This window comes from Microbacterium hatanonis (genome assembly GCF_008017415.1).
Taxonomy (GTDB): domain Bacteria; phylum Actinomycetota; class Actinomycetes; order Actinomycetales; family Microbacteriaceae; genus Microbacterium; species Microbacterium hatanonis.
Map to the genome: position 1 here is coordinate 1128295 of NZ_VRSV01000001.1, position 23668 is coordinate 1151962.

The 23668-nt window shown below is 69.1% G+C and carries 23 protein-coding genes; 12 read left to right on the forward strand and 11 right to left on the reverse strand.

What is annotated here, in order from left to right; translation table 11 throughout:
- The first annotated feature begins 7 nt into the window (after positions 1-7).
- The 4 genes from FVP77_RS05410 to FVP77_RS05425 are packed head-to-tail and all read left to right on the forward strand — an operon-like array spanning position 8 to position 2661.
- A complete protein-coding gene (locus tag FVP77_RS05410; RefSeq protein ID WP_147893588.1) occupies positions 8-1222 on the forward strand; it encodes a phosphoglycerate kinase in 1215 nt (404 codons plus the stop codon).
- Positions 1213-2004, forward strand: coding sequence for a triose-phosphate isomerase (tpiA, locus tag FVP77_RS05415; RefSeq protein ID WP_147893589.1), 792 nt, complete (start codon positions 1213-1215; stop codon positions 2002-2004). Before FVP77_RS05410 ends, tpiA begins: the two co-directional genes overlap by 10 nt.
- 55 nt (positions 2005-2059) lie before the next feature.
- Entirely contained in the window at positions 2060-2308 is a 249-nt protein-coding gene (gene secG, locus FVP77_RS05420) for a preprotein translocase subunit SecG (RefSeq protein ID WP_121149600.1), read from the forward strand.
- Entirely contained in the window at positions 2308-2661 is a 354-nt protein-coding gene (locus FVP77_RS05425) for an RNA polymerase-binding protein RbpA (RefSeq protein WP_116646723.1), read from the forward strand. The genes secG and FVP77_RS05425 overlap by 1 nt, the downstream gene beginning before the upstream one ends.
- 73 nt (positions 2662-2734) lie before the next feature.
- On the opposite strand, the gene pgl is transcribed toward FVP77_RS05425, so the two are convergent.
- Genes pgl through tkt form a run of 6 tightly spaced genes read right to left on the reverse strand, consistent with a single transcriptional unit; the run spans position 2735 to position 10860 of the window.
- Entirely contained in the window at positions 2735-3526 is a 792-nt protein-coding gene (gene pgl, locus FVP77_RS05430; RefSeq protein WP_147893590.1) for a 6-phosphogluconolactonase, read from the reverse strand.
- The gene (locus FVP77_RS05435) at positions 3519-4469 is read right to left on the reverse strand and encodes a glucose-6-phosphate dehydrogenase assembly protein OpcA (protein WP_147893591.1); all 951 of its coding nucleotides are present in this window, start codon (positions 4467-4469) and stop codon (positions 3519-3521) included. The genes pgl and FVP77_RS05435 overlap by 8 nt, the downstream gene beginning before the upstream one ends.
- A complete protein-coding gene (gene zwf / locus FVP77_RS05440; protein WP_147893592.1) occupies positions 4466-6016 on the reverse strand; it encodes a glucose-6-phosphate dehydrogenase in 1551 nt (516 codons plus the stop codon). Before zwf ends, FVP77_RS05435 begins: the two co-directional genes overlap by 4 nt.
- Before the next feature lie 10 nt (positions 6017-6026).
- A complete protein-coding gene (locus FVP77_RS05445) occupies positions 6027-7646 on the reverse strand; it encodes a glucose-6-phosphate isomerase (RefSeq protein WP_147893593.1) in 1620 nt (539 codons plus the stop codon).
- Positions 7643-8764: a transaldolase gene (gene tal / locus FVP77_RS05450; protein WP_147893594.1), complete on the reverse strand. Its 1122-nt coding sequence runs from the start codon at positions 8762-8764 to the stop codon at positions 7643-7645. Before tal ends, FVP77_RS05445 begins: the two co-directional genes overlap by 4 nt.
- Positions 8761-10860, reverse strand: coding sequence for a transketolase (gene tkt, locus FVP77_RS05455; RefSeq protein WP_147893595.1), 2100 nt, complete (start codon positions 10858-10860; stop codon positions 8761-8763). Before tkt ends, tal begins: the two co-directional genes overlap by 4 nt.
- Before the next feature lie 219 nt (positions 10861-11079).
- On the opposite strand from tkt, the gene FVP77_RS05460 reads away from it, so the two are divergent.
- Positions 11080-12006, forward strand: a complete 927-nt coding sequence (locus FVP77_RS05460) for a heme o synthase (protein ID WP_147893596.1) — start codon at positions 11080-11082, stop codon at positions 12004-12006.
- A gap of 70 nt (positions 12007-12076) precedes the next feature.
- Here the strand turns inward: FVP77_RS05460 and FVP77_RS05465 are convergent, their stop codons facing one another.
- The 4 genes from FVP77_RS05465 to otnK all read right to left on the reverse strand — a co-directional run bounded on the left by FVP77_RS05465 (position 12077) and on the right by otnK (position 15369).
- Positions 12077-12538 (reverse strand): hypothetical protein, encoded by a 462-nt coding sequence (locus FVP77_RS05465; protein ID WP_147893597.1) that lies wholly within the window; start codon positions 12536-12538, stop codon positions 12077-12079.
- A gap of 100 nt (positions 12539-12638) precedes the next feature.
- Entirely contained in the window at positions 12639-13472 is an 834-nt protein-coding gene (locus FVP77_RS05470) for a DeoR/GlpR family DNA-binding transcription regulator (protein ID WP_147893598.1), read from the reverse strand.
- Between the two features lie 20 nt (positions 13473-13492).
- Positions 13493-14143 (reverse strand): class II aldolase/adducin family protein, encoded by a 651-nt coding sequence (locus FVP77_RS05475; protein WP_147893599.1) that lies wholly within the window; start codon positions 14141-14143, stop codon positions 13493-13495.
- Complete coding sequence (gene otnK / locus FVP77_RS05480; RefSeq protein ID WP_147893600.1) at positions 14140-15369, reverse strand: 3-oxo-tetronate kinase; 1230 nt, start codon at positions 15367-15369, stop codon at positions 14140-14142. Before otnK ends, FVP77_RS05475 begins: the two co-directional genes overlap by 4 nt.
- Positions 15370-15686: 317 nt before the next feature.
- Between otnK and FVP77_RS05485 the strand changes: the two genes are divergently transcribed.
- Entirely contained in the window at positions 15687-16847 is a 1161-nt protein-coding gene (locus FVP77_RS05485; RefSeq protein WP_222707694.1) for a homoserine dehydrogenase, read from the forward strand.
- A gap of 52 nt (positions 16848-16899) precedes the next feature.
- On the forward strand, positions 16900-18258 hold the full coding sequence (locus tag FVP77_RS05490) for an SLC13 family permease (RefSeq protein WP_147893601.1): 1359 nt from the start codon (positions 16900-16902) through the stop codon (positions 18256-18258).
- Between the two features lie 66 nt (positions 18259-18324).
- Here FVP77_RS05490 and FVP77_RS05495 read toward each other — a convergent pair whose 3' ends face one another.
- Positions 18325-19275 carry a COX15/CtaA family protein gene (locus FVP77_RS05495; protein ID WP_147893602.1) on the reverse strand — a complete coding sequence of 317 codons (951 nt, stop codon included), beginning with the start codon at positions 19273-19275 and terminating at the stop codon, positions 18325-18327.
- A 248-nt stretch (positions 19276-19523) separates the two neighbouring features.
- On the opposite strand from FVP77_RS05495, the gene sufB reads away from it, so the two are divergent.
- The 5 genes from sufB to FVP77_RS05520 are packed head-to-tail and all read left to right on the forward strand — an operon-like array spanning position 19524 to position 23636.
- Complete coding sequence (sufB, locus tag FVP77_RS05500) at positions 19524-20942, forward strand: Fe-S cluster assembly protein SufB (protein ID WP_116646713.1); 1419 nt, start codon at positions 19524-19526, stop codon at positions 20940-20942.
- Positions 20943-20977: 35 nt separating this feature from the next.
- On the forward strand, positions 20978-22186 hold the full coding sequence (gene sufD, locus FVP77_RS05505) for a Fe-S cluster assembly protein SufD (RefSeq protein ID WP_147893603.1): 1209 nt from the start codon (positions 20978-20980) through the stop codon (positions 22184-22186).
- Positions 22183-22512, forward strand: a complete 330-nt coding sequence (locus tag FVP77_RS05510; RefSeq protein ID WP_147893604.1) for a non-heme iron oxygenase ferredoxin subunit — start codon at positions 22183-22185, stop codon at positions 22510-22512. Before sufD ends, FVP77_RS05510 begins: the two co-directional genes overlap by 4 nt.
- A 14-nt stretch (positions 22513-22526) precedes the next feature.
- Positions 22527-23297: a Fe-S cluster assembly ATPase SufC gene (gene sufC, locus FVP77_RS05515; RefSeq protein WP_147893605.1), complete on the forward strand. Its 771-nt coding sequence runs from the start codon at positions 22527-22529 to the stop codon at positions 23295-23297.
- Between the two features lie 9 nt (positions 23298-23306).
- Positions 23307-23636: a metal-sulfur cluster assembly factor gene (locus FVP77_RS05520; RefSeq protein WP_116646709.1), complete on the forward strand. Its 330-nt coding sequence runs from the start codon at positions 23307-23309 to the stop codon at positions 23634-23636.
- The last annotated feature ends 32 nt before the right edge of the window (positions 23637-23668 follow it).

Consider the following 23668-nt stretch of genomic DNA (forward strand, 5'->3'; position numbering starts at 1 on the left):
CTCCGCCATGGCACTGCGCACCCTCGATTCGCTGGGTTCGCTCGCTGGCAAGCGCGTCATCGTCCGTTGTGATCTGAACGTCCCCCTGAAGGACGGCATCATCACGGACGATGGCCGCGTGCGCGCGTCGATCCCCACGCTGAACGCCCTCATCCACGCCGGCGCACGCCTCGTCGTCGCCTCGCACCTCGGTCGTCCCGACGGTGCACCCGACGCGAAGTACAGCCTGGAGCCGGTCGCACAGCGGCTCTCCGAGCTGCTCGGCGCTCCCGTGGCGTTCGCGCGCGACACCGTCGACGAATCGGCGCAGGAAGCCGTGGCCGCCCTCGAGGACGGCCAGATGGCCGTCCTCGAGAACCTCCGGTTCAACCCGGGCGAAACGGCGAAGGATGCGGGGGAGCGCCGTGCGTTCGCCGAGCGTCTCGCCCAGCTCGGCGACGCCCTCGTGTCGGACGGCTTCGGAGTCGTCCACCGCAAGCAGGCGAGCGTCTACGAGCTCGCCGAACTCCTCCCGTCGGCCGCCGGCCTGCTGGTGGAGAAGGAGCTCGAGGTCCTCGACCGTCTGACCGAGAACCCCGAGCGCCCCTACACGGTCGTCCTCGGCGGCTCGAAGGTCAGCGACAAGCTCGGCGTCATCGAGCACCTCCTGCCGCGTGTCGACCGCCTCCTCGTCGGCGGCGGCATGATGTTCACCTTCCTCGTCGCGCAGGGCCACAAGGTCGGCGCGAGCCTCCTGGAGGAAGACCAGATCGACCGGGTGAAGGGCTATCTCGCCACGGCGAAGGAGAGCGGCGTGGAGATCATCCTCCCCGTCGACGCGGTGGTCGCAGCATCCTTCTCGGCCGACGCGGATCACGTGATCGCCGACGCCGATGCGCTCGAGGAGACGCCGTTCGGCGCCTCCGGTCTCGGACTCGACATCGGTCCGCGCACGTCGGAGGCCTTCGATGCGGCCATCCGCGGCAGCCGCACGGTCTTCTGGAACGGCCCGATGGGCGTCTTCGAGATGGCGGCGTTCGAGTCGGGCACCCGCGCGATCGCGCAGGCCCTCACCGAGGTCGACGGCCTCAGCGTCGTGGGCGGCGGAGACTCGGCGGCCGCGGTTCGTCAGCTCGGCTTCGCCGACGACGATTTCGGACACATCTCGACGGGCGGAGGCGCCAGCCTCGAGTTCCTCGAGGGCAAGAAACTCCCCGGACTGGAGGTCCTCGGATGGGCGTAACCACCCGCACCCCGTTCATCGCCGGCAACTGGAAGATGAACCTCGATCACCTGCAGGCGGTCGCGTTCGTCCAGAAGCTGCACTGGACCCTCAAGGAAGCCGGACACGAGCCGGAGAGCGTCGAGGTCGGCGTCTTCCCGCCGTTCACCGACATCCGCACGGTGCAGACCCTCATCGACGCCGACAAGATCCCCTTCGCTCTCGGAGCTCAGGACCTGTCGACGAAGGACTCGGGCGCGTACACCGGCGAGATCTCGGGGCAGTTCCTCTCGAAGCTCTCCTGCGGTTACGTGATCATCGGCCACTCCGAGCGTCGTCAGTACCACGCCGAGACCGACGAGGTCGTCGCCGCGAAGGTGCAGGCCGCGCTGCGTCACGGCATCGCCCCGGTGATCTGCGTGGGCGAGACGGCCGAAGACCTGGAGAAGTTCGGCGCCAGCGCCGTTCCCGTCGGTCAGCTGGAGGTCGCGCTCGAGGGCGTGTCCGCCGACGCTGACATCGTCGTGGCCTACGAACCGGTCTGGGCCATCGGCTCGGGCCAGGCGGCGACGCCCGACCAGGCGCAGGAGGTCTGCGCGAAGCTCCGCGCCGTCGTCGCGTCGAAGCTGGGCGAAGACGCAGCAGCACGCACGCGAGTGCTGTACGGCGGTTCGGTGAAGTCGGGCAACATCGCGAGCTTCATGCGCGAGCCCGACGTCGACGGTGCGCTGGTCGGCGGAGCGAGCCTCGTGGTCGACGAGTTCGCCGCGATCATCCGGTTCCAGAAGCACGTCGGCGTCTGACCGTATACTTGACGCGGTGCGGTCTGCTTCGCACCGCTGCGAAAGGCTTTCAACAGTGCAGATCCTCGAGTTCGTCCTGCAGATCCTGCTGGGTATCACCAGTCTTCTGCTGACCCTTCTCATCCTGCTCCACAAGGGGCGCGGCGGCGGCCTGTCCGACATGTTCGGCGGCGGCATGACCTCCGCCCTCGGCTCTTCGGGTCTGGCTGAACGAAACCTCAACCGGTTCACGATCATCCTCGCGCTGGTCTGGTTCGTGGCGATCGTCGGCCTCGGCCTCATCACGAAGTTCCTCCCCGTCTGATGGCTACCGGGGGCAACGCCATTCGAGGCACGCGCGTCGGTGCGGGTCCGATGGGCGAACAGGATCACGGTTACCACGCGGACCGCGTGTCGATCTCGTACTGGGACGCCCTCGGCAACGAGACCGTCCGTCATTTCGCAGCGGGTATCCCCGAAGACGAGATCCCCGAGACGATCGATTCACCGCACTCCGGTCTGCCCGCGGGGCGTGACCAGAAGAACCCGCCGGCGATCGCCAAGAACGAGCCCTACAAGACGCACCTCGCCTATGTGAAGGAGCGCCGCACCGAAGAAGAGGCAGAGACCCTCCTCGACGACGCGCTCCAGCAGCTGCGCGACCGGCGCGGTCAGTAATCACGGCGACGAAGAAGGGCGGATGCTGCGAAGCATCCGCCCTTCTTCGTTCGCGCGAGCGCGGTGCGCCTGATCAGTACTCCTGGTCGATGAGCTGCGGCGGCACCTGGTCGGCCGCGGCCTCGTCGACGAACAGCACCGTGCGACGGCGGCCCTTCGCGCCGGCCGCCGGCACGCTCGCGTAGCTCGCTCCCGCGAGCGCGAGGCCGAGCGCAGACGCCTTGTCGGCACCTGCGAGCACCATCCACACGCGGGTCGAGCTGTTGATGACCGGGCGTGTCAGCGACACGCGCTCCGGCGGGGGCTTCGGCGAATCCCGCACCGGCACGGTCGCGCGGTCCGTGATCTGGATCTCGGGGCGATCGGGGAACAGCGACGCGATGTGGGCATCGGGCCCGACACCGAGGAAGCAGATGTCGAACGCGGGCCAGGCGCCGCCGTCGGTGCGATCGGCGGGCGCGAACTGCGCGAGCTCGTCCGCGTACGCCGTGGCGGCGCCGTCGAGGTCGAGGCTGCCGTCGCTCGCCGCGACCGCGTGGATGTTCTCGGCGGGGATGTCGAGCGCGTCGAGCATCGCGACGCGCGCCTGCTTCTCGTTGCGGTCGTCGGAGTCGCGCGGGACGAACCTCTCGTCGCCCCACCAGAAGTGCACACCCGACCAGTCGATGGCAGGGGTGCGCGGATCGCGCGCAGCGGCCTCCAGCACAGCTCCACCCATTGATCCACCGGTCAGGCAGATGTGGACGGTGAGTCCGTCGGCGACCTGCTTCTCGACGCGCGAGACGAAGCGCGCGGCCACCGACTCGGCGAGGTGCTGCTTGTCGGGGCTGATGACGACCCGCTTCTCGGTGATCGAATCAGCCATGGGTCTCCCTCGTCTCTGCGGAACCGAGGAGTTCGAGTCCCTCGGAGATCACGCGCCCGTAGAGCACGTCGGGGTCGAGGCGGCGGAGCTCCTCGGCCAGGCACTCCCGCAGCGTGCGGCGCGGGAATGCCAGTTCGTGCGCGGGCTGATCGGGCTGGGTGAGCACGGCCACACCCGGCTCCGGCCGCTCGAGCAGCGTGTCTCCGCCGGGGCGGGTGAGGCGGACCGACTTGATGCCGCTCGCCCATTCGTCGGCGGGGAGGTAGGCGTAGTCGACCGGGACGTCGAGCTTCAGGCGCAGCCAGGCGGCGAGGAGCACCGTCGACGGCGAGTCCGCCCCGCCGCGCACCGTGACCGACGTCACCGGCTCGTAAGGCGGCTGGTCGAGCACCGCGGCCAGCTGCTCGCGCCAGCGGGTGAGGCGGGTCCACGCGAAGTCGGTGTCGCCGGGGGAGTAGTGCGAGCCGAGGCTGTCGACCCAGGCCGTCGGATCGGGCTGGTTTGAGGCATCCGTGATGCGGCGCTGCGCGATCTTGCCGATCTCCGAGCGCGAGGGCGTCTTCGGCGTCTCGGAGGGCCACCACGCGACGACGGGTGCGTCGGGCAGCAGCAGGCCGGTCACCAGGCTCTCGGCGTTCGAGCCGGCCGCGCCGTGTGCGCGGAGCACGACGACCTCGCTGGCACCGGCGTCGCCGCCGACGCGGATCTGCGCGTCGAGGCGGGGGTCGGCGTCACCCCCGCCGACCATGACGACGAGGACGCGCATCGGATGCTCGCGCGACGCGTCGTTCGCGGCCTCGATCACTTCCTCCTCGGCACCGTGACGGGTCACGATGATGAGGGTGAGGACACGCCCGAGGGCGACGGCGCCGCCCTCCTCGCGCACATTGACGAGCGCCTTCGAGATCTTGCTGACGGTCGTGTCGGGCAGTTCGACGATCACGGGCGCCTCCAGGTGCGGCCGTCGCGAGACAGCAGTTCGTCTGCGGATGCCGGGCCCCACGACCCGGGGGAGTACTGCTCGAGGGGGCCGTCCTGCGACTCCCAGAACTTCTCGATCGGGTCGAGGATCTTCCAGCTGAGCTCGACCTCTTCGTGCCGCGGGAAGAGAGGCGGGTCGCCGAGCAGCACGTCGAGGATGAGACGTTCGTAGGCCTCGGGGCTCGCCTCGGTGAACGCGTGGCCGTAGCCGAAGTCCATGGTCACGTCGCGCACCTGGGTGCCGTCGCCCGGAACCTTGGAGCCGAATCGGATCGTGACGCCCTCGTCGGGCTGCACCCGGATCACGAGCGCGTTCTGACCGAGCTCCTCGGTCTGGCTCCGCGAGAACAACTGCTGCGGGGCACGCTTGAAGACGACGGCGACCTCGGTCACGCGTCGTCCGAGCCGCTTGCCGGTGCGCAGGTAGAACGGCACGCCCGACCAGCGGCGGGTGTTCACCTCGAGCTTGATCGCGGCGTACGTCTCGGTCGTGGAGTCGGGGTTCATCCCGTCCTCCTCGAGGAAGCCGAGCACCTCCTCGCCGCCCTGCCATCCGCCGGCGTACTGCCCGCGAGCGGTGGCGTGTGCGAGGTCCTCGGGGAGACGGACGGCGGCGAGCACCTTCTCCTTCTCGTCGCGGAGGTTCTTCGCGTCGAAGCTGATGGGCTCCTCCATGGCGGTCAGGGCCATGAGCTGCAGGAGGTGGTTCTGGATGACGTCGCGCGCGGCGCCGATCCCGTCGTAGTAGCCGGCACGTCCGCCCACACCGATGTCCTCGGCCATGGTGATCTGCACGTGGTCGACGTAGTTGCGGTTCCAGATCGGCTCGTACAGCTCGTTCGCGAAGCGCAGCGCGAGGATGTTCTGCACCGTCTCCTTGCCGAGGTAGTGGTCGATGCGGAAGATCGAGTCGGCGGGGAAAGCGCTCTCGAGCTCGTCGTTCAACTCGCGGGCCGAGACCAGGTCGTGCCCGAACGGCTTCTCGACGACGACGCGTCGCCAGCCGTTCCCATCGGCCGCGGTCTCGCCGACCAGCCCGGAGTCCTTCAGCTGCTGGGTGACCAGCGGGAAGGCCTTTGGCGGGATCGAGAGGTAGTAGGCGTGGTTGCCCATCGTTCCGCGTTCGACGTCGAGCTTGTCGACGGTCTCGCGCAGGCGCGCGAAGGCCTCCGGGTCGTCGAACTCGCCGGAGACGAACCGGATGCCCTGCAGCAGCTGCTGCCAGGTCTCCTCGCGGAACTCGGTGCGCGCGTACTGCTTGACCGCGTCGTAGACGACCTGCGCGAAGTCCTGATCCTCCCAGTCTCGGCGTGCGAAGCCGACGAGCGCGAAGCCCGGGGGGAGGAGTCCGCGATTGGCGAGGTCGTAGACGGCCGGCATGAGCTTCTTGCGCGACAGGTCTCCGGTCACGCCGAAGATGACGAGCGCGCTCGGGCCGGCGATGCGGCTCAGGCGACGATCGTCGGGATCGCGAAGCGGGTTGTGCCCCCGCGAGATTTCGACACTCATGCGTACACGCTCACTGGGCTGCTTCGAACAGCTCGACGACGTCGAGCTGCGGATCGGTCAGGGTCAGGGTCACGACCGGACGGCCGTGCTCGGCGAGCACGGAGGCGTCGCCGGCGGCCTGCGCCTCGATGAGCTGGCCGAAGGTGAACGGACGACCGGGGATCTCGAGATCGGTGTCGGTGCGCTCCGTGATCTGCAGGAACACGCCGGTCGCGGGTCCGCCCTTGTGGAACTGCCCGGTCGAGTGCAGGAAACGAGGACCCCAGCCGAACGTGGCGGGGCGACCCGCATCCGCGGCGACGAGCTCTCGCAGACCCTGCAGCTGCGGGATCGCGATGCGGTTCACGTAAGCCTGGATGGCGACGTAGCCGTTCGGTGGCAGCTGCGCCCACAGCGCATCGAGCACTCCGGCGAGCGTGCCGGACGCCGCGAGAGCGGGATCCGAGACGCGGACCTCGACGCCGTCGAGTGTGAACGCGGGCTGCGTCGGCTCGGGGCGTGCGTCGAGCAGACCACGGGTCGCGACCTTCGCCGACTCGACGTCGGGCTGATCGAAGGGGTCGATCCCCAGCATCCGTCCGGCGATGGCCGTCGCGTACTCCCACACCACGAACTGCGCCCCGAGCGAGCCGCTGACGAGGATCTCGCCCTCGTGCCGCTCGAACAGGTGGAACTGCGCAGCGTTGTCGACCAGGCGTAGGATCTGCAGGTCGTCGGGCAACGCATCGAGCTCGGGCGAGACCGGCAGCAGCACGACGGGGAGGATCCCCGTGCCGTTCTTGCCGGTGGATTCTGCGATCAACTGCTCGATCCAGTCCGGAAGGCCCACGATGTGCGTGCCGTCGGTCACGAGCCCGAGCTTGTCGCGTCGGGGCTCCCCGCCGGCGATCGCTGCGGCGAGCACCAGCGCGGGGTTGTCCGGGCTGTCGATGGCGACCTCGAGCAGCGTGGCCTCGGCCTCGTCGAGCAGCTCGTTGAGGTCGACGCCCGCGAGCCCGGACGGAACCAGGCCGAACGCGGTGAGAGCGGAGTAGCGGCCGCCCACAGTCGGATCGGCGTTGAACACGCGATAGCCCTGCGCGCGCGACGCCTCGTCGAGCGGAGAGCCGGGGTCGGTGACCACGACGATGCGCTCGACCGGGTCGATCCCGAGATCGCGTAACGCCGCCTCGAAGGTGCGCTTAGCGGAGTCGGTCTCGACGGTGGAGCCCGACTTCGACGAGACGACCAGGACGGTCTTGTCGAGGCCGCCCGACTCGGCGTCGCCGTCGATGGCGGCGAGCACCTGCCCGGGCGAGGTCGAGTCGAGGATGACGAGCGGAACGCCCGATGTCTGGGCGATGACCTCGGGAGCGAGCGACGAGCCGCCCATCCCCGCCAGGACGACGCGCGTCACCCCCTTCGCGACCAGCTCGGCGCGCAGCGCCTCGATCTCGGGCACGAGGGGCCGAGAGACCGAGACCGCCTGCACCCAGCCGAGCCGGCGGGATGCTTCGGCCTCGGCCGACGCACCCCACAGGCTGCTGTCGCCCGCCGTGATCGACGAGGCGACGAGCGACGCCACGAGTCCCGGGAGCGTCGTCTCGACGAGCTCGCGCGGGTGACCCGTGACGTGGATGTCGAACGTCACTGAGCGGCCTCCGCGGTGCCGGCCTCGAGCGCCTTCGCGACGGTTCCCTGCAGTTCGTGCCACGAGGCGACGAACTTCTCGACGCCCTCGTCCTCGAGCACCTGGGTGACGTCGGCGAAGTCGACGCCGACGGCCGCGAGGCGGTCGAACAAGTCGTGCGCGTCGGCGTAGTTGCCCGTGATGGTGTCGCCGGTGATCTCGCCGTGGTCGAAGGTGGCCTCGAGCGTCTTCTCGGGCATCGTGTTGACCGTGCCCGCGGCGACCAGCTCGGTCACGTAGAGCGTGTCGGGGAGCGCCGGGTCCTTGACGCCGGTCGAGGCCCACAGGGGGCGCTGGACCGTGGCGCCGGCGTCGAGCAGGGCCTTCGCACGGTCGGTGGCGAACTCGCGCTCGAACAGCTCGTAGGCCAGGCGTGCGTTCGCGATGCCCGCCTTGCTCTTGAGGGCGGTGGCCTCGTCGGTGCCGATGGCGCTCAGGCGCTTGTCGACCTCCGTGTCGACGCGCGACACGAAGAACGACGCGACCGAGTGGAGGGTGTCGATCTTGTGACCGGCCGCCTTCGCCTTCTCGACGCCCGAGAGGTAGGCGTCGATGACCTCGGCGTAGCGCTCGAGGCTGAAGATGAGGGTCACGTTCACCGAGATGCCCGCGCCGATGACCTCGGTGATGGCGGGCAGGCCGGCCTTGGTCGCGGGGATCTTGATGAGCACGTTCGGGCGGTCCACGCGGGCGGCGAGGTCTTTCGCCTGGGCGATGGTGGCCTCGGTGTCGTGGGCGAGGTCGGGCGAGACCTCGATCGACACGCGACCGTCGACGCCGCCGGTCTCCTCGAAGACCGGGAGGAAGACGTCGGAGGCGGCGCGCACGTCGTCGGTGGTGATCTCGAAGATCGCCTCGTCGGTGGTCGCGCCCTTCGCGGCGAGTCCGGAGACCTGGGCCTCGTACGCTTCGCCCTTCGACAGGGCACCGGCGAAGATCGTCGGGTTCGTGGTCACGCCGGTGACGTTGCGGGTCGCGATCAGATCGGCGAGGTTGCCGGTCATGATGCGCTGGCGCGAGAGGTCGTCGAGCCAGATGCTCACGCCTGCGGCGGACAGCTGTGCGGTGGGGGTGCTCATGCGTTGTTCTCCTTGATCGTCTCGCGTGCCGCGGCGACGACGGCCTCGGCGGTCATACCGAACTCCTTGTACAGAGTCTTGTAGTCGGCGGAGGCGCCGAAGTGCTCGATCGACACCGAGCGGCCCTTGTCTCCGACGATGCCGCGCCAGGTGAGGGCGATGCCTGCCTCGACCGAGACACGGGCGGTGATGGCCTTCGGCAGCACCGACTCGCGGTACGCCTCGTCCTGCTCGGCGAACCATTCCAGCGACGGGGCCGACACCACGCGGGCGTTGATGCCGTCCGCGGCGAGCGACTCGCGCGCGGCGACGGCGATCTGCACCTCGGAGCCGGTCGCGATGAGGATCACGTCGGGCGTGCCGTTCGGGGCCTCCGCGAGGACGTAGGCGCCCTTGGCGACGCCCTGAGCCGACGCGAAGACGTCGCCGGACGCCTCGCCGTCGCCGCGCTCGAACACCGGCAGGTTCTGCCGCGAGAGGGCGATACCGGCGGGGCCGGCGTGGCGGCGGATCAGCTCGAGCCAGGCGACCGCGGTCTCGTTGGCGTCGGCGGGGCGCACGACCGCGAAGTTCGGGATCGCGCGGAGCGTCGCGAGCTGCTCGATCGGCTGGTGCGTCGGGCCGTCCTCGCCGAGGGCGACCGAGTCGTGGGTCCAGACGAACAGCGACGGGATGTTCATCAGCGCGGCCAGACGCAGCGGGGGCCGCATGTAGTCGCTGAAGATGAGGAACGTGCCGCCGAAGGCCCGGGTCGGGCCGTGGAGCACGATGCCGTTGAGGATCGACCCCATCGCGTGCTCGCGGATGCCGAAGTGCAGCACCCGTCCGTAGGGCGAACCGTCCCACTCGTGAGTCGACCACTCGGTGGGGATGAACGACTTGGCGTTCTTGATCGTGGTGAGGTTCGACTCGGCGAGGTCGGCAGAGCCGCCCCACAGCTCGGGGAGCTCGGCGGCGAGGGCGTTGATGACGGTGCCGGATGCGGCGCGCGTCGACACCTCTTTACCGGCTTCGAACACCGGCAGGGCGTCGGCGATGTCGGCGGGGAGCTCGCGGGCGTTCACGCGGTCCCACAGCGCCTTGCGCTCGGGGTTGGCCGCGGCCCACGCGTCGAACTTCTCCTGCCATGCGGCCTTCTCGGCCTCGCCGCGGGCGACCAGTCCACGCGTGTGCTCGAGCACCGCAGCATCCACCTCGAACGTCTGCTCGGGGTCGAAGCCGAGCACCTCCTTGGTGGCGCGCAGCTCGTCGGCGCCAAGGGCCGAACCGTGGATCTTGCCGGAGTTCTGCTTGCCGGGCGACGGCCAGCCGATGATCGTCTTGAGGATGATGATCGACGGCTTCGCGGTCTCGCCCTTGGCGGCCTCGATGGCGTCGTACAGGTCTGCCGCGTCTTCGACGTACTGGCCGGTCTTCTTCCAGTCGACCGTCTGCACGTGCCACCCGTAGGACTCGTAGCGCTTCGCCACGTCCTCGGTGAACGCCACGTTCGTGTCGTCCTCGATCGAGATCTGGTTGGCGTCGTAGATGACGACGAGGTTGCCGAGCTCCTGGTGGCCGGCGAGCGAAGACGCCTCGCTGGTCACGCCCTCCTCGAGGTCGCCGTCGGACGCGATGACGTAGATGTGGTGGTCGAACGGGCTCTCGCCCGCCGCGGCCTCGGGGTCGAACAGCCCGCGCTCGTAACGCTGGGCGTAAGCGAAGCCGACGGACGAGGCGAGACCCTGGCCGAGGGGGCCGGTGGTGATCTCGACGCCGTCGGTGTGGCGGTACTCGGGGTGGCCGGGCGTCAGCGAACCCCAGGTGCGGAGAGCCTTGAGGTCGTCGAGCTCGAGCCCGAAGCCGCCCAGGTAGAGCTGGATGTACTGCGTCAGCGAGGAGTGCCCCGCCGAGAGGATGAACCGGTCGCGTCCGGGCCAGTGCGTGTCGGCCGGATCGTGCCGCATCACCTTCTGATAGAGGAGGTAGGCGGCCGGGGCGAGGCTCATCGCCGTACCCGGGTGGCCGTTGCCCACCTTCTCCACGGCGTCTGCCGCGAGTACGCGCACGGTGTCCACCGCGCGCCGATCGATCTCATCCCAGCTCAAGTCCGACACTCGGTCGCCTTTCCTCGATCTCGGCGCCCTCTGGTCGTGCCGCAGCTCCGTCGTCCATCAATGGAGAGGAGGGGGAGCCGGCACCAGGCGCGCGTTCGTTTTCAGCATAGCGAAGCGCGACGTCTCGACGGGTGACATGACGGGGCCCGCGCGCACCGGGGCCCCGCGACCGATGACGTAGACTCGGGGGGACCTGATGAGCACGGCAAACGGGGGACGATGGACATCTCGACGACGTCGATTACGCCGGTCGCGACCCCCCAGAAGTCGTTCGGACGCACGTTCCGCGCCTATCTCGCGCTGACGAAGCCCCGGGTCCTCGAGCTGCTGCTGGTCACGACCGTGCCGGTCATGATCCTCGCGCAGAACGGTATGCCGAACCTGTGGCTGGTGCTCGCCACGGTGATCGGCGGCTCGCTCAGCGCGGGCTCCGCCGCCGCGTTCAACATGTACCTCGACCGCGACATCGACGCGCACATGCAGCGCACCGAGAAGCGTCCTCTCGTCACCGGCGAGGTGACGCCGCGCAACGCGCTGATCTTCGCGTGGACGCTCGCGGCGGCATCCACCGTCTGGCTCTTCTTCACCACCAACTGGCTCGCCGCCGCTCTTTCCGCCGGCGCCATCTTCTTCTACGTCGTCATCTACACGATGATCCTCAAGCGCCGCACCGAGCAGAACATCGTGTGGGGCGGCATCGCGGGGTGCTTCCCCGTGCTCATCGGCTGGTCCGCGGTCACCGGGTCGCTGAGCTGGACCCCGTTCATCCTCTTCGCGCTCGTGTTCCTGTGGACGCCGCCGCACTACTGGCCGCTGTCGATGAAGTACAAGGACCAGTACGAAGAGGTCGACGTGCCCATGCTCGGCGCCACTCGCAGCGGTTCTCAGGTCGGACTCCAGGTCATCCTGTACGGCTGGGCGACCGTGGCGTGCTCGCTCCTGCTCATCCCCGTCGCGTCGATGGGTCTCGTCTACACGGTGTCGGCCCTCGTCTTCGGCGGGTGGTTCCTCTACGAGTCGCACCGCCTCTACTCGCGCGCCGTGCGCGGCACCGAGCCGCGCCCGATGCGCGTCTTCCACGCCTCGATCACGTACCTCACGCTGCTGTTCGTCGCGATCGCGGTCGACCCGCTCCTGCCCTTCTGACGCACAGCGCACGAAGAAGGCCGGATCCCGTGGGGGACCCGGCCTTCTTCGTCGTTCGGACGATGCTGCGTCAGACGCGCTTGTCGTCGCCCTCGGTCGCCGCCGCCGGCGCCGGGGTCGTGCTCGGCACCTCGACGTCGGGGTCCTCGGCGATGACGGGCGCTGCCGTCGTGGCGGCGGGGACGGCGGGCTCGGCCGCGAACGGGGTCGGCTCGAGCTCGGATTCTTCGGCGGTCCAGTCGATCGTCTCGACGACGGCCACATCGCCCTGGGGGATGAGCGCCTTCGCGGCGGCCAGGGCCAGCGCGAGCAAGAGTCCGACGACGCCGGCGCCGAGGAGCACCGCTCCGACGACCGACCACGACTGTCCGCCGTAGACCTGGGCGGTGGTGGCGGTGCCGTCGACGAGTCCGCGCTCGAGGGTGCCGAGGCGGTCGACGACGATCCACAGGCCCACGGCTCCGGCCACGACGGACCCGGCGACGAGGATCCAGAACGGGATGCTGGTGATCAGGCGGGCACGAGAGGTCATTTCGGGTCAACTCCTAGTTTCTCCGGGCACGATTCGGCCGCGGCATCGACCAGTCTGCACCGTAGGCCGCCGTGATGCTTCTGCGTCTCCGATGAAACCCCTATGAAGGGACGCCTCCGCCTGCGCGCATGACGGCCTCTGCTGAGTCGTCGATCGCCGCGCACACGACCTCGACATCGTGGGCGCGGATGGCCTCGGCGTCTTCGCTCGACAGGTCGTCGTCGGTCACGACCGTGTCGAGTTCGTCGAGACGCATGATGCGGTATTTCGCGAAGCTGCCGTACTTGCCGGAGTCGGCGAGCAGCACGCTCGACGTCGCGGAGTGGAGGGCGGCACGCTTGGGGTCGACCTTCGCCTCGGTGGGCGTCGTCACGCCGTGGCGTGCGTCCCACGAGCTGCAGGAGAGGAAGGCGACGTCGACCGAGAGCTCGGCCAAGGTCAGCGATGCCAACCGTCCGATCGTCGACTGGTTGTCGCGGTCGACCCGGCCGCCGATGCAGATGAGATCGACGCTCGGGTGATCGAGGAAGGCCTGGACGGTGGTCAGATCGTTCGTGACGACCGTGAGGTCGGAGCGGTCTTCGAGGAACGGGCGCATGGCCTGGACGGTCGTGCCGGCGTCGAGGTAGATCGTCATCGAGTCGGCCACGAGCGCCGCGGCGGCTCGGGAGATCGCCGTCTTCTGCGGCAGGTCGGTCTGCGCCTTCTGGGCGCGGAGGGGCTCGCTCAGCCGCCGTGCGACGATGGCCGCCCCGCCCGCGGTGGCCGTGACGCGACCCTGTTCGGCGAGGAGCGCGACGTCGCGCCGCGCGGTCATCTGGCTCACGCCGAGCAGATCGGTGATCTGCCGGTAGCTCAGAACCTCTTCCCGCCGGAGGTGCCGAAGGATCTCCTGCCGACGCTGCTCGGGAATGAGGGAAGTGCTGCTCGCCATCGGTGGGGGCCTCCTCGGCGTCAGTGTATCGACAGACCCGGTTGCCACGGGCTGTCCCAGCGGGCGGCGAGTTCCGCGACCCCTTCGGGGTCGATCTCGCGTCGCGGCGTCTGGGCGGTGAGGAGTGAGATACGGCACGCCTCCTCCAGTTCGACGCCCCGATCGACGGCGTCGGCCATGTCGGTACCGGCCACGATCGAGCCGTGGTTCGCCAGGAGCGCGGCACGCAGCATCCACGGGGCGTGCTCGAGATCGCGCCCGAGCTCAGGGTCGCCGGGGTGGCGGTAGGGGAGGAGCGGCGTCTGCCCGACGCGCATGACGAAGTACGGAGTCAGCGGCGGCACGGCACTGTGCGGTGCCCACGGCTCGAGGCACGACGCGGCCACGGCGTACGGCGAATGCAGGTGCACGACCGCGCGGTAGGCGTCGTCGCGGCGGTAGAAACCGACGTGCAGCGGAGATTCCTTCGACGATCGCGCACCGGAGATGCGGGTGCCGTCGAGGTCGAGGACCGCGATGTCGGCCTCGGCGAGCCGGCCCAGCGAGCTGCCGGTGCCCGTGATGAGGATGCGGTCGTCGTCACGGATGCTGAGATTGCCGCTGCTGCCGGGGCTGAGGCCGGCCTCGACCAGGCGGGCCCCGGCGGCGATCAGTTCGTCTACGGCGCTCATGCGAGCTTCTCCCAGGCGCTCAGGAACAGGTCGTCGGCACCGAAGTTGCCGCTCTTGAGGGCGAGTGCGACCGTTCCGTCCGCGATGTCGGTGGTCGCCCAGCACACACCGGGGGCAAGCTCCGGGCCGATGCGGAGCGTCTCGACGCCCAGCCCGCGGACGACGGCGCCGCTGCTCTCGCCGCCGGCGACGATCACCGCGGTCACGTCACCGGAGGTCACGAGCGCCCGAGCGACGGCCGTGAGCACGGATTCGACCAGGGGAGCGGTGTCGACACCGTCCACCGATGTGCGGATGTCGTCGGAGGTGCGAGCCGCGCACACGATCGGCGCGACGGCCGGGTCTTGCGCGCGCACCCACGAGACGATCGCGGTGATCTCGGTCTCGGCATCGAGCGCGGCGCGGTCGAGGTCGATCGAGCGCACCGGCGAGATGTCGGTGGCGGCGTCGATCTGTCGACGCGTCGCCTCGGAGACGCTGCCGCACAGAACGAGTCGCCCGCCGGGCTCCGGTGCGTGCCAGCCGGTGTCGGCCAGGCCCGGGCCGGGGATGCCGAGGGCCAGCCCCGAGCCGCCGGAGACGAGCACGTCAGTGCGTGTGGCGGCACCGATCGTGGCGAGGTCGTCGTCGGTGGTCGCATCGACGACGACGAGCGGATCGTCGAGACCCGCGAGAGCGGCGGCCAGGCCCTCGACACCGGATCGGACGGCGGCCAGATGCACCTCGGTCACGCCGTGCGAGGTCTGAGGGCGCAGAAGATCGGCCACTCTCGACCGGGTCATCGGTGTGAGGGGATGATGGCGCATGGGGGAGTTCTCGAGCAGTTCGCCACCGACGAAGAGGCGGCCCTCCGCGACGGTCCGCCCATTGGCGGGGAGCGACGGCACGACGACCGTACGGCGCGCGCCGAGCGAGCCGGAGAGCGCGTCGAGCACGGGGCCGATATTGCCGTCGTCGGTCGAGTCGAACGTCGAACAGTATTTGAAGTAGAACCGATCAGCGCCCCAGGAGCGCAGGCGCTCGAGGGCCAGGAGCGACGAATCGACGGCCTCCGCCGCGGGGGAGGTGCGCGTCTTCAGTGCGACGACCACCGCGTCGATGTCGTCGAATGCCGCCGCACCGGGGTCGGCGTCCTCGATGACGACGGCGACGCGGTGACCCGAGCGACGCAGCATCGTCGCGAGGTCGGTCGCGCCGGTGAAGTCGTCGGCGATGGCTCCCAGCACGGTGGCTCCTCAGATCTGCGGTGGTCGGCACACGGGGCGCGTGTCGGAACATTGTCATCCTATGTGACGATTTGGTGCGAATTTGTACGATTCTGGATTCTGTGAAACAGTGACCCCCGGCCGCTCGAAGTCCGAGCGGGCACGACGATCGGAACGATGGTGCTCCTTCCTCATCCCGCTCGAGAGCGCACACCCATCCGCATCGCGCTGACCGGCGCGAACGGTGGCTACGGCCGTACGCTCCTCGCCCAGCTGCGTTCCACCCGGAGATCCTCCCCGCCGTCCTGATCGACCCCGACCTCGACGGTGTCGGCCGCATGCTCGACGACCTGGGGATCGATCGATCCCTCGTCTCCGTGGTCCCCGACGCCGCGCACCTCGAGTGGAACGGCCTGGACGTCCTGGTCGAGGCCAGCGGACGCGTCTCGGCCGGCTACGACTATGCGTCGACGGCGCTCTCGCACGGCACCCACGTGGTGATGGTGAGCAAAGAGGTCGACTCGGTCGTCGGCCCCGCTCTCGCCGCCGCCGCACGCGACGCCGGCCTCAGCTACCTCGCGGGCGACGGCGATCAGCCCGCCAACCTGCTGCGGCTGGTCGACTGGGTCAGCGCGGTCGGCCTCGACATCGTCGCGATCGGGAAGTCGGGGGAGTACGACCTCGAGTTCGACCCCGCTACCGGCCGCGTCGTGCAGTCGGGCGTCGAGATCGACGCCCCCGGGCTCGCCGACCTCCTCGAGCTCGGAGACGATGTCGCCGCGACGCTCGCCGCACGTGCGGCCCTCGTTTCGACCCTCAAGCGCGCCGCCGCCGCCGACTCGTGCGAGATGGCGGTCGTCGCGACCCGCACCGGGCTCACCGCCGACGTCGAGGCGATGCACTATCCCGTTGCGCGGATCGACGAGCTCGCCGACATCTACGCCCTGGCGGCGGACGGCGGCATCGTCTCGCGCGACGGCGTCGTCGACGTCTTCTCCGGCCTCCGGCTGCCCGGCGAGGCGAGCTTCGCCGGCGGAGTGTTCGCGATCGTCCGCACCGGTGATCCGGTGACCTGGGAGATCCTGCGCGGGAAGGGGCACGTCCTGAGCCGCGACGGCAAGTACGCCTGCCTCTACTGGCCCTACCACTACATGGGCGTCGAGACGCCGCTGACGATCCACGCGGCCGTCGACCGCGCCCTCGCGGCAGCCCCGGTGTGGAACAGCATCCTCGCCGCTCGCACGAGTGTCGATCTCGCCGCCGGCACCGCTTTCTCGGTCGCCGGTCACCACCACGAGATCGCCGGTGTGTCGCCCGTCATGATCGACCCCGCGGCATCCGTCGCCCCGTACTACCTCCTCGACGGCGCCCGTCTCACCCGGGCGATCCCGGCGGGCGAGGTCGTACGACTCGAAGACCTGGAGGGAGTCGCCGACGCCCCCCTCGCCGCCTACCTGGCCGGCACGACCCTGATGGACTCGAACGGAGCTCACCGATGACGTTGACGACCGACGGCGCACGCCGCCGCCCCCGCGCAGGGGAGACCCGCGCATGAACGCCGAGATCATCGCGCTGATCGGGCTCGCGCTCGTCTTCGCCATCGCGTCGCTGCGTAACATCCACATGGGTGCGCTCGCGCTGGTCGCGGCCTTCATCATCGGCATCGGCGTCGTGGGCGAGAGCCTCGACGACGTGCTGGGCGGCTTCCCCGTCGACGCACTCATCATCCTGCTCGGCATCACGTACCTGTTCGGGATCGCACGCGAGACCGGAACGATCGACTGGCTGGTCGATCGCTCGATCGGGCTCATCGGTCACCGCGTCGCCCTGCTTCCCTGGGGCCTCTGGCTGATCGCCACCGGCGTCGCCTGCCTCGGTACCTCGCACGCGGCATTCGCGGTCGTCCCGATCGCGATGAGTCTCGCGCACACACACCGCATCAACTCGACCCTCATGGGCATCGCGATGAGTTCGGCGATCGTCGGTGGCGCGCTCGCGCCGACGAGCATCAACGGGATCACGGTGATGACCGTCGCGCAGACCGCCGGCATCCCCTACAACCCGGCTCTCATGTTCGCCCTCTCGGTGGGCATCAACGCGCTGGTCGTTCTCGTGGCGTTCTTCCTGTTCGGCGGCCGCGAGCTCATCCGTCGTTCGCGGGGCGTCAAGGGCGGGGCGGATGCTTCGCCCACCGGCGGCCTCGGACCCACCGGCAGCGTCGGAACGGGCGCCGGCGCCACCGCCACCCTGCTCCGCACCGACGTCGACACGGCCGTCGAGCTGAAGAAGCTCACCGGCATGCAGATCATGGTGATGGCCGCCATCGTGCTGCTCGTCGGAGGGTTCTTCACGCTGACGCAGCTCGACGTCGATGTGAACCTCGGCGTGGTCGCGCTGACCATCGCCGTCGTCATCGCGCTCGTCGACCCGGGTGTCGGACGCCGCGCTCTCAACCGCGTCGACTGGAACACGATCCTCCTGCTGGGTGGCATCATTACGTACGTCGGCGTGCTCACCCGTCTCGGCGCGATCGACCAGCTCGGCGAGGCCGCCCGCTCGGTCAACGAGCCGCTCATCGCGGCCCTCGTCATCTGCGTCATCGCAGGCCTCGTCTCGGCGTTCGCGTCGACGATCGGCATTCTGGGCGCCCTGATCCCGCTGGCCGTCCCGCTGCTGCTGGTCGGCGGCGGACTCGAGATGACCGGCTTCATCTACGCGCTGGCGATCTCCGCCTCGCTCGTGGACTGCGCGCCGTTCGGTACCACCGGCGCCACGATCGTGGCGAGCACGGTGGAACAGGATCGGCCGCGCGTGTACCGCAACCTGACGATCTGGGGTCTGTCGATGGTGATCGTCGGGCCGGTCGTCACGATCGCAACGATGGTCGTGCCGTTCATGCTGCTCGGCTGACCCACGTCGAAACGCGGAAGGGGGCGGGAGCTTCGGCTCCCGCCCTCTTTCGCCTTCCCGGCGTCTTCAGCGTGAGACGGCGGGGGTCTTCAGGTTCAGCACCACGACGACCATGGCCGCGGCGGTCAGTGCGGCCAGCACCATGTGGGTGCCGACGGCCCACTCCGGGAGACCGTTCCGAGCCTGGTAGAGCCCCACCGAGATCTGCACGAGCTCGATGGCGAGCAGCGCGGTGATCCACCGGCGCACCGGGAGACGGCGCGCCCACGCGACGATCGCGAGCACGAGGGTCAGAGCGAACAGCGCGTAGCCGGGCCACGCGTGTACATGCTCGAGCACCTGCGCGTCGAAACCGCTGCGCACCGCCGCGTCGTCGCCGGAGTGGGGGCCGGCGCCCGTGGTCAGCACGCCGAACACGATGGTGAGGGCGAGCACGAGCGTCGTCACGTGCGTCGTGATCAGGTACCAGCGGGGGACGGCGAGCGAGCGGGGGCCGGGGGCGGCGTTCATCCGCACGAGGAACGCGGCGCACACGCCGACCAGGACGACCGAGGCGACGTAGTGGAAGCCGACGATGAAGGGGTTGAGGCCGGTGAGGACGGTCACTCCTCCCACGAGGGCCTGGGCGACGACGCCGCCGAGAACGATCGCGGCGAGCACGAAGAGGTCGCGGCGTTCGCGACGCATCCGCCACACGAGCACGACGACGGCCAGCGCCAGGATCCCGACGACGCCGGTGAGAGTGCGGTTGCCGAACTCGATGATGCCGTGGATGCCCATCTCCTGCGTGGCGACCAGCGAGTCGGGCGTGCAGGTCGGCCACGTGGGGCAGCCGAGCCCCGAGCCGGTGAGGCGCACGGCCCCGCCGGTGCCGATGATGAGCACCTCGGCGACGAAAGAGAGCCAGGCGAAGACCCGGATGCGGCGATCCACCCGGTCGGGCAGCCACGCGACGAATCGCGACAGCGGCGTGGGGTCGGTGCTGCGGTGGGTGTCGGCGGTGGACTGCGCTGACATGGGGTCGCCTCCAGGCGGGTCCCGCGAGCGCCGGGGGGTGGGCGCTGGGCACCCCGTACGCGGCCGGGAACCTGTAGAATCAAGGGGTTCGGGATACTCCGCTCACGCGGATGTCATCCCCGACAGTCTAGGCGCGGTAACTGCGCCTCATAGCGGGCCCACCGAGCCTCCTCCCTCCGCCGCACTCCACGCGGAACGGGAATGCTCGGGCGGATGACACCGTTCGGCCCGAAGAGGAGAGGATCGTCATGACTGATGTACTGATCGACCGGCCCGAGCTCGAGGGGCTGGGGGTGTACGAGTTCGGCTGGCACGACGCCGACGCCGCGGGTGCCGTTGCACAGCGCGGTATCAACGAGAGCGTCGTGCGAGGCATCTCCGCCCTCAAGGACGAACCCGAGTGGATGCTGAAGACCCGTCTGAAGGGCTATCAGCTCTTCGGCCGCAAGCCGATGCCGACGTGGGGCGCCGACCTCAGCGAGATCGACTTCGACAACATCAAGTACTTCGTCCGCTCGACGGAGAAGCAGGCCGGTACCTGGGAGGAACTCCCGGAAGACATCCGGAACACGTACGAACGGCTCGGCATCCCCGAGGCCGAGCGCCAGCGACTCGTCTCCGGCGTCGCCGCGCAGTACGAGTCTGAGGTGGTCTACCACCAGATCAACGAGCAGCTCGAAGCCCAGGGCGTCATCTTCATGGACACCGACACGGCGCTGCGCGAGCACCCCGAGTTCTTCGAGGAGTACTTCGGCACCGTGATCCCGGCCGGCGACAACAAGTTCGCCGCGCTGAACACGGCCGTCTGGTCGGGCGGATCGTTCGTCTACGTGCCCCCGGGCGTCCACGTCGAGATCCCGCTCCAGGCCTACTTCCGCATCAACACCGAGAACATGGGCCAGTTCGAGCGCACGCTGATCATCGCCGACGAAGGCTCGTACGTCCACTACATCGAGGGCTGCACCGCCCCCATCTACAAGAGCGACTCGCTGCACTCGGCCGTGGTCGAGATCATCGTGAAGAAGAACGCCCGCGTTCGCTACACGACGATCCAGAACTGGTCGAACAACGTCTACAACCTCGTCACCAAGCGGGCCGTGGCCCACGAGGGCGCGACGATGGAGTGGATCGACGGCAACATCGGCTCGAAGGTCACGATGAAGTACCCGTCGATCTTCCTCATGGGCGAGCACGCGAAGGGCGAGACCCTCTCCGTCGCCTTCGCCGGCCCCGGCCAGCACCAGGACGCCGGCGCGAAGATGATCCACATGGCGCCGTACACGCAGTCGTCGATCGTGTCGAAATCGATCGCCCGGGGCGGTGGACGCGCCGGCTACCGCGGCGAGGTGCGCGTCGACGCGAATGCGCACCACTCCGCGAACACCGTGAGGTGCGACGCGCTGCTGGTGGATTCGATCTCCCGGTCCGACACCTATCCTGCGATCGACATCCGTGTCGACGACGTGCAGCTCGGCCACGAGGCGACCGTGTCGAAGGTCAGCGAAGAGCAGCTGTTCTACCTGCAGTCGCGCGGTCTCCCGGAAGACGAGGCCATGGCGATGATCGTGCGCGGGTTCATCGAGCCGATCGCCCGCGAGCTTCCCATGGAATACGCGCTCGAGCTGAACAAGCTCATCGAGATGGGCATGGAGGGCAGCGTCGGATGATCGCCGCCTCGCCCACGAAAGGATCGGTCGGCTAGATGACGACGACCACCACCGTCCCCCTCCCCGGAAGCACCGCACACACCGACGGAGGATGGGACGACAAGACCGCGCCCGTCGTCCCGGTGCAGACGCGTTCCGAGCGGCCGACCTCGTTCGACGTGGCCGATTTCGGCACGCCGACCGGCCGCGAGGTCAACTGGAAGCACACGCCCGTCGACCGTCTGCGAGCCCTGTTCGCCGATGACGTCGCCGACGAGGATGCCGCGCTCCGCCGCGACCTCGGATCGGCGTCGTCGCACGTCGTCGCGTCTTCGGGGCTCGACGCCCCGGTGCGCGGTGAGCACTTCCGCCCGGAAGACGTCGTCGCCGCCACGGCCTGGCAGCGCTCGACCGACGCCCTCCACGTGCGTCTCGCCGCCGACGAGGAGCTCACAGAGCCCCTCCGCATCGACGTGACGGGGCTCGGAGCGGGTCTCGTCGCAACGGATCACATCGTGATCGAGGCGATGCCGCACGCGCGGGGCACCGTCGTGCTGTACCACTCGGGCTCGGCCGCCTATGCGCAGAACGTCGAGATCCTCGTGCGCGACGGTGCCGACCTCACGGTCATCACCGTGCAGCGATGGAACGACGACGCCGTGCACGCGGCCTCCCACCAGGCGCGGGTCGACCGCGACGCGAAGCTCACCCACATCGTGGCGAGCCTCGGCGGCGGAGTCGTGCGCGTGAACCCCTCGGTCGAACTGTCGGGTTCGGGGTCGGAGGGCCGCCTGTTCGGTCTGTCGTTCTCCGACGCCGGCCAGCACCTCGAATCGCAGGTCTACCTCCACCACAAGGGCGACCACACGAAGGGCGACGTCCTGTACAAGGGCGCGCTGCAGGGCGAGAGCGCGCGCAGCGTCTGGATCGGCGACGTGCTGATCGGTCCCGACGCCGTCGCGACCGACTCGTACGAGGCGAACCGCAACCTGCTCCTCACCGACGGCGCGCGCGCCGACTCGATCCCGAACCTCGAGATCCAGACGGGCGACATCCTCGGTGCCGGCCACGCCAGTGCGACGGGCCGGTTCGACGACGAGCAGCTGTTCTACCTCCAGGCCCGCGGCATCGACGAGGACGAGGCACGCCGCCTGGTCGTCGTCGGATTCCTCAGCGAGATCGTGCAGCGCATCGGCGTCGCCGACCTCCAGGTCGAGCTCACCGAAGCCATCGAACGAGAACTGCAAGAGGGAGTCACCGCGTGAGCGCGACCCGTATCTGCGCGCTGAGCGAGCTGGAGCAGGACACCGCTCTCCGTGTCGAGGTCGAGGGCGTGCCGATGGCCGTCGTCCTCGACGGCAACGGAGAGGTGCACGCCATCGGCGACACCTGCACGCACGGCGAGGTGTCGCTCGCCGAGGGTTTCGTCGACGGCGACACCCTCGAATGCTGGGCGCACGGATCGGCGTTCTCGCTGACCACCGGGCACCCGCTGAATCTTCCGGCCTACGAGCCGGTCCCCGTCTACGTGGTGACGATCGAGGGCGACGACGTGCTCGTCGATCCCGCCGTCACGCGTCCCACGAACTGAGTAAGGAAACCGACATGACTGTTCTCGAGATCCGAGACCTCCACGTCACCGTGGAGACGGATGCGGGCACCACCCCGATCCTCAACGGCGTCACCCTGACCATCCGCACGGGCGAGACCCACGCGATCATGGGCCCGAACGGCTCGGGCAAGTCCACGCTCGCCTACACGATCGCCGGGCACCCGAAGTACACCGTCACGAGCGGTTCCATCACGCTCGACGGCGAAGACGTCCTGGCGATGACCGTCGACGAGCGCGCCCGAGCGGGCCTGTTCCTCGCGATGCAGTACCCCGTCGAGATCCCCGGGGTCACCGTGACGAACTTCCTCCGCACCGCGAAGACCGCGATCGACGGCGAGGCGCCCAGCATCCGCTCGTGGACCAAGGACGTCAAGGCCTCGATGAAGGACCTCCGCATGGACGACAAGTTCGCCCAGCGCAACGTCAACGAAGGGTTCTCCGGTGGCGAGAAGAAGCGCCACGAGATCCTCCAGCTCGAACTGCTCCAGCCGAAGATCGCCGTCCTCGACGAGACCGACTCGGGACTCGACGTCGACGCGCTCAAGATCGTCTCGGAGGGTGTCAACCGCGCCAAGGGCAAGAGCGACCTCGGTGTGCTCCTGATCACCCACTACACGCGCATCCTCCGCTACATCCACCCCGACTTCGTGCACGTGATCGTCGCGGGTCGGATCGTCGAGGAGGGCGGCCCCGAGCTCGCCGACCGCCTCGAGAACGAGGGTTACGACCGGTTCATCCCGGCCGACAGCCCCGTGGAAGCGTAGAATCGTTACATGACCGCAACGATCACGGCCGACAAGTACGACGAGGTCACCGAGGCGCTGAAGGACGTGATGGATCCCGAGCTCGGGATCAACGTCGTCGACCTCGGTCTCATCTACGATCTCGCGTGGGACGACGAGAACGATGCGTTGATCATCCACATGACGCTGACCTCCGCCGGATGCCCGCTCACCGATGTTCTCGAAGAGCAGACGGCACAGGCTCTCGACAACGTGGTGGACCGATTCCGGATCAACTGGGTCTGGATGCCGCCGTGGGGTCCCGAGCGCATCACCGACGACGGGCGCGACATGATGCGCGCGCTCGGTTTCGCCATCTGACGCTCGACTCCATCCGCTCCGGAGGGCGCGGG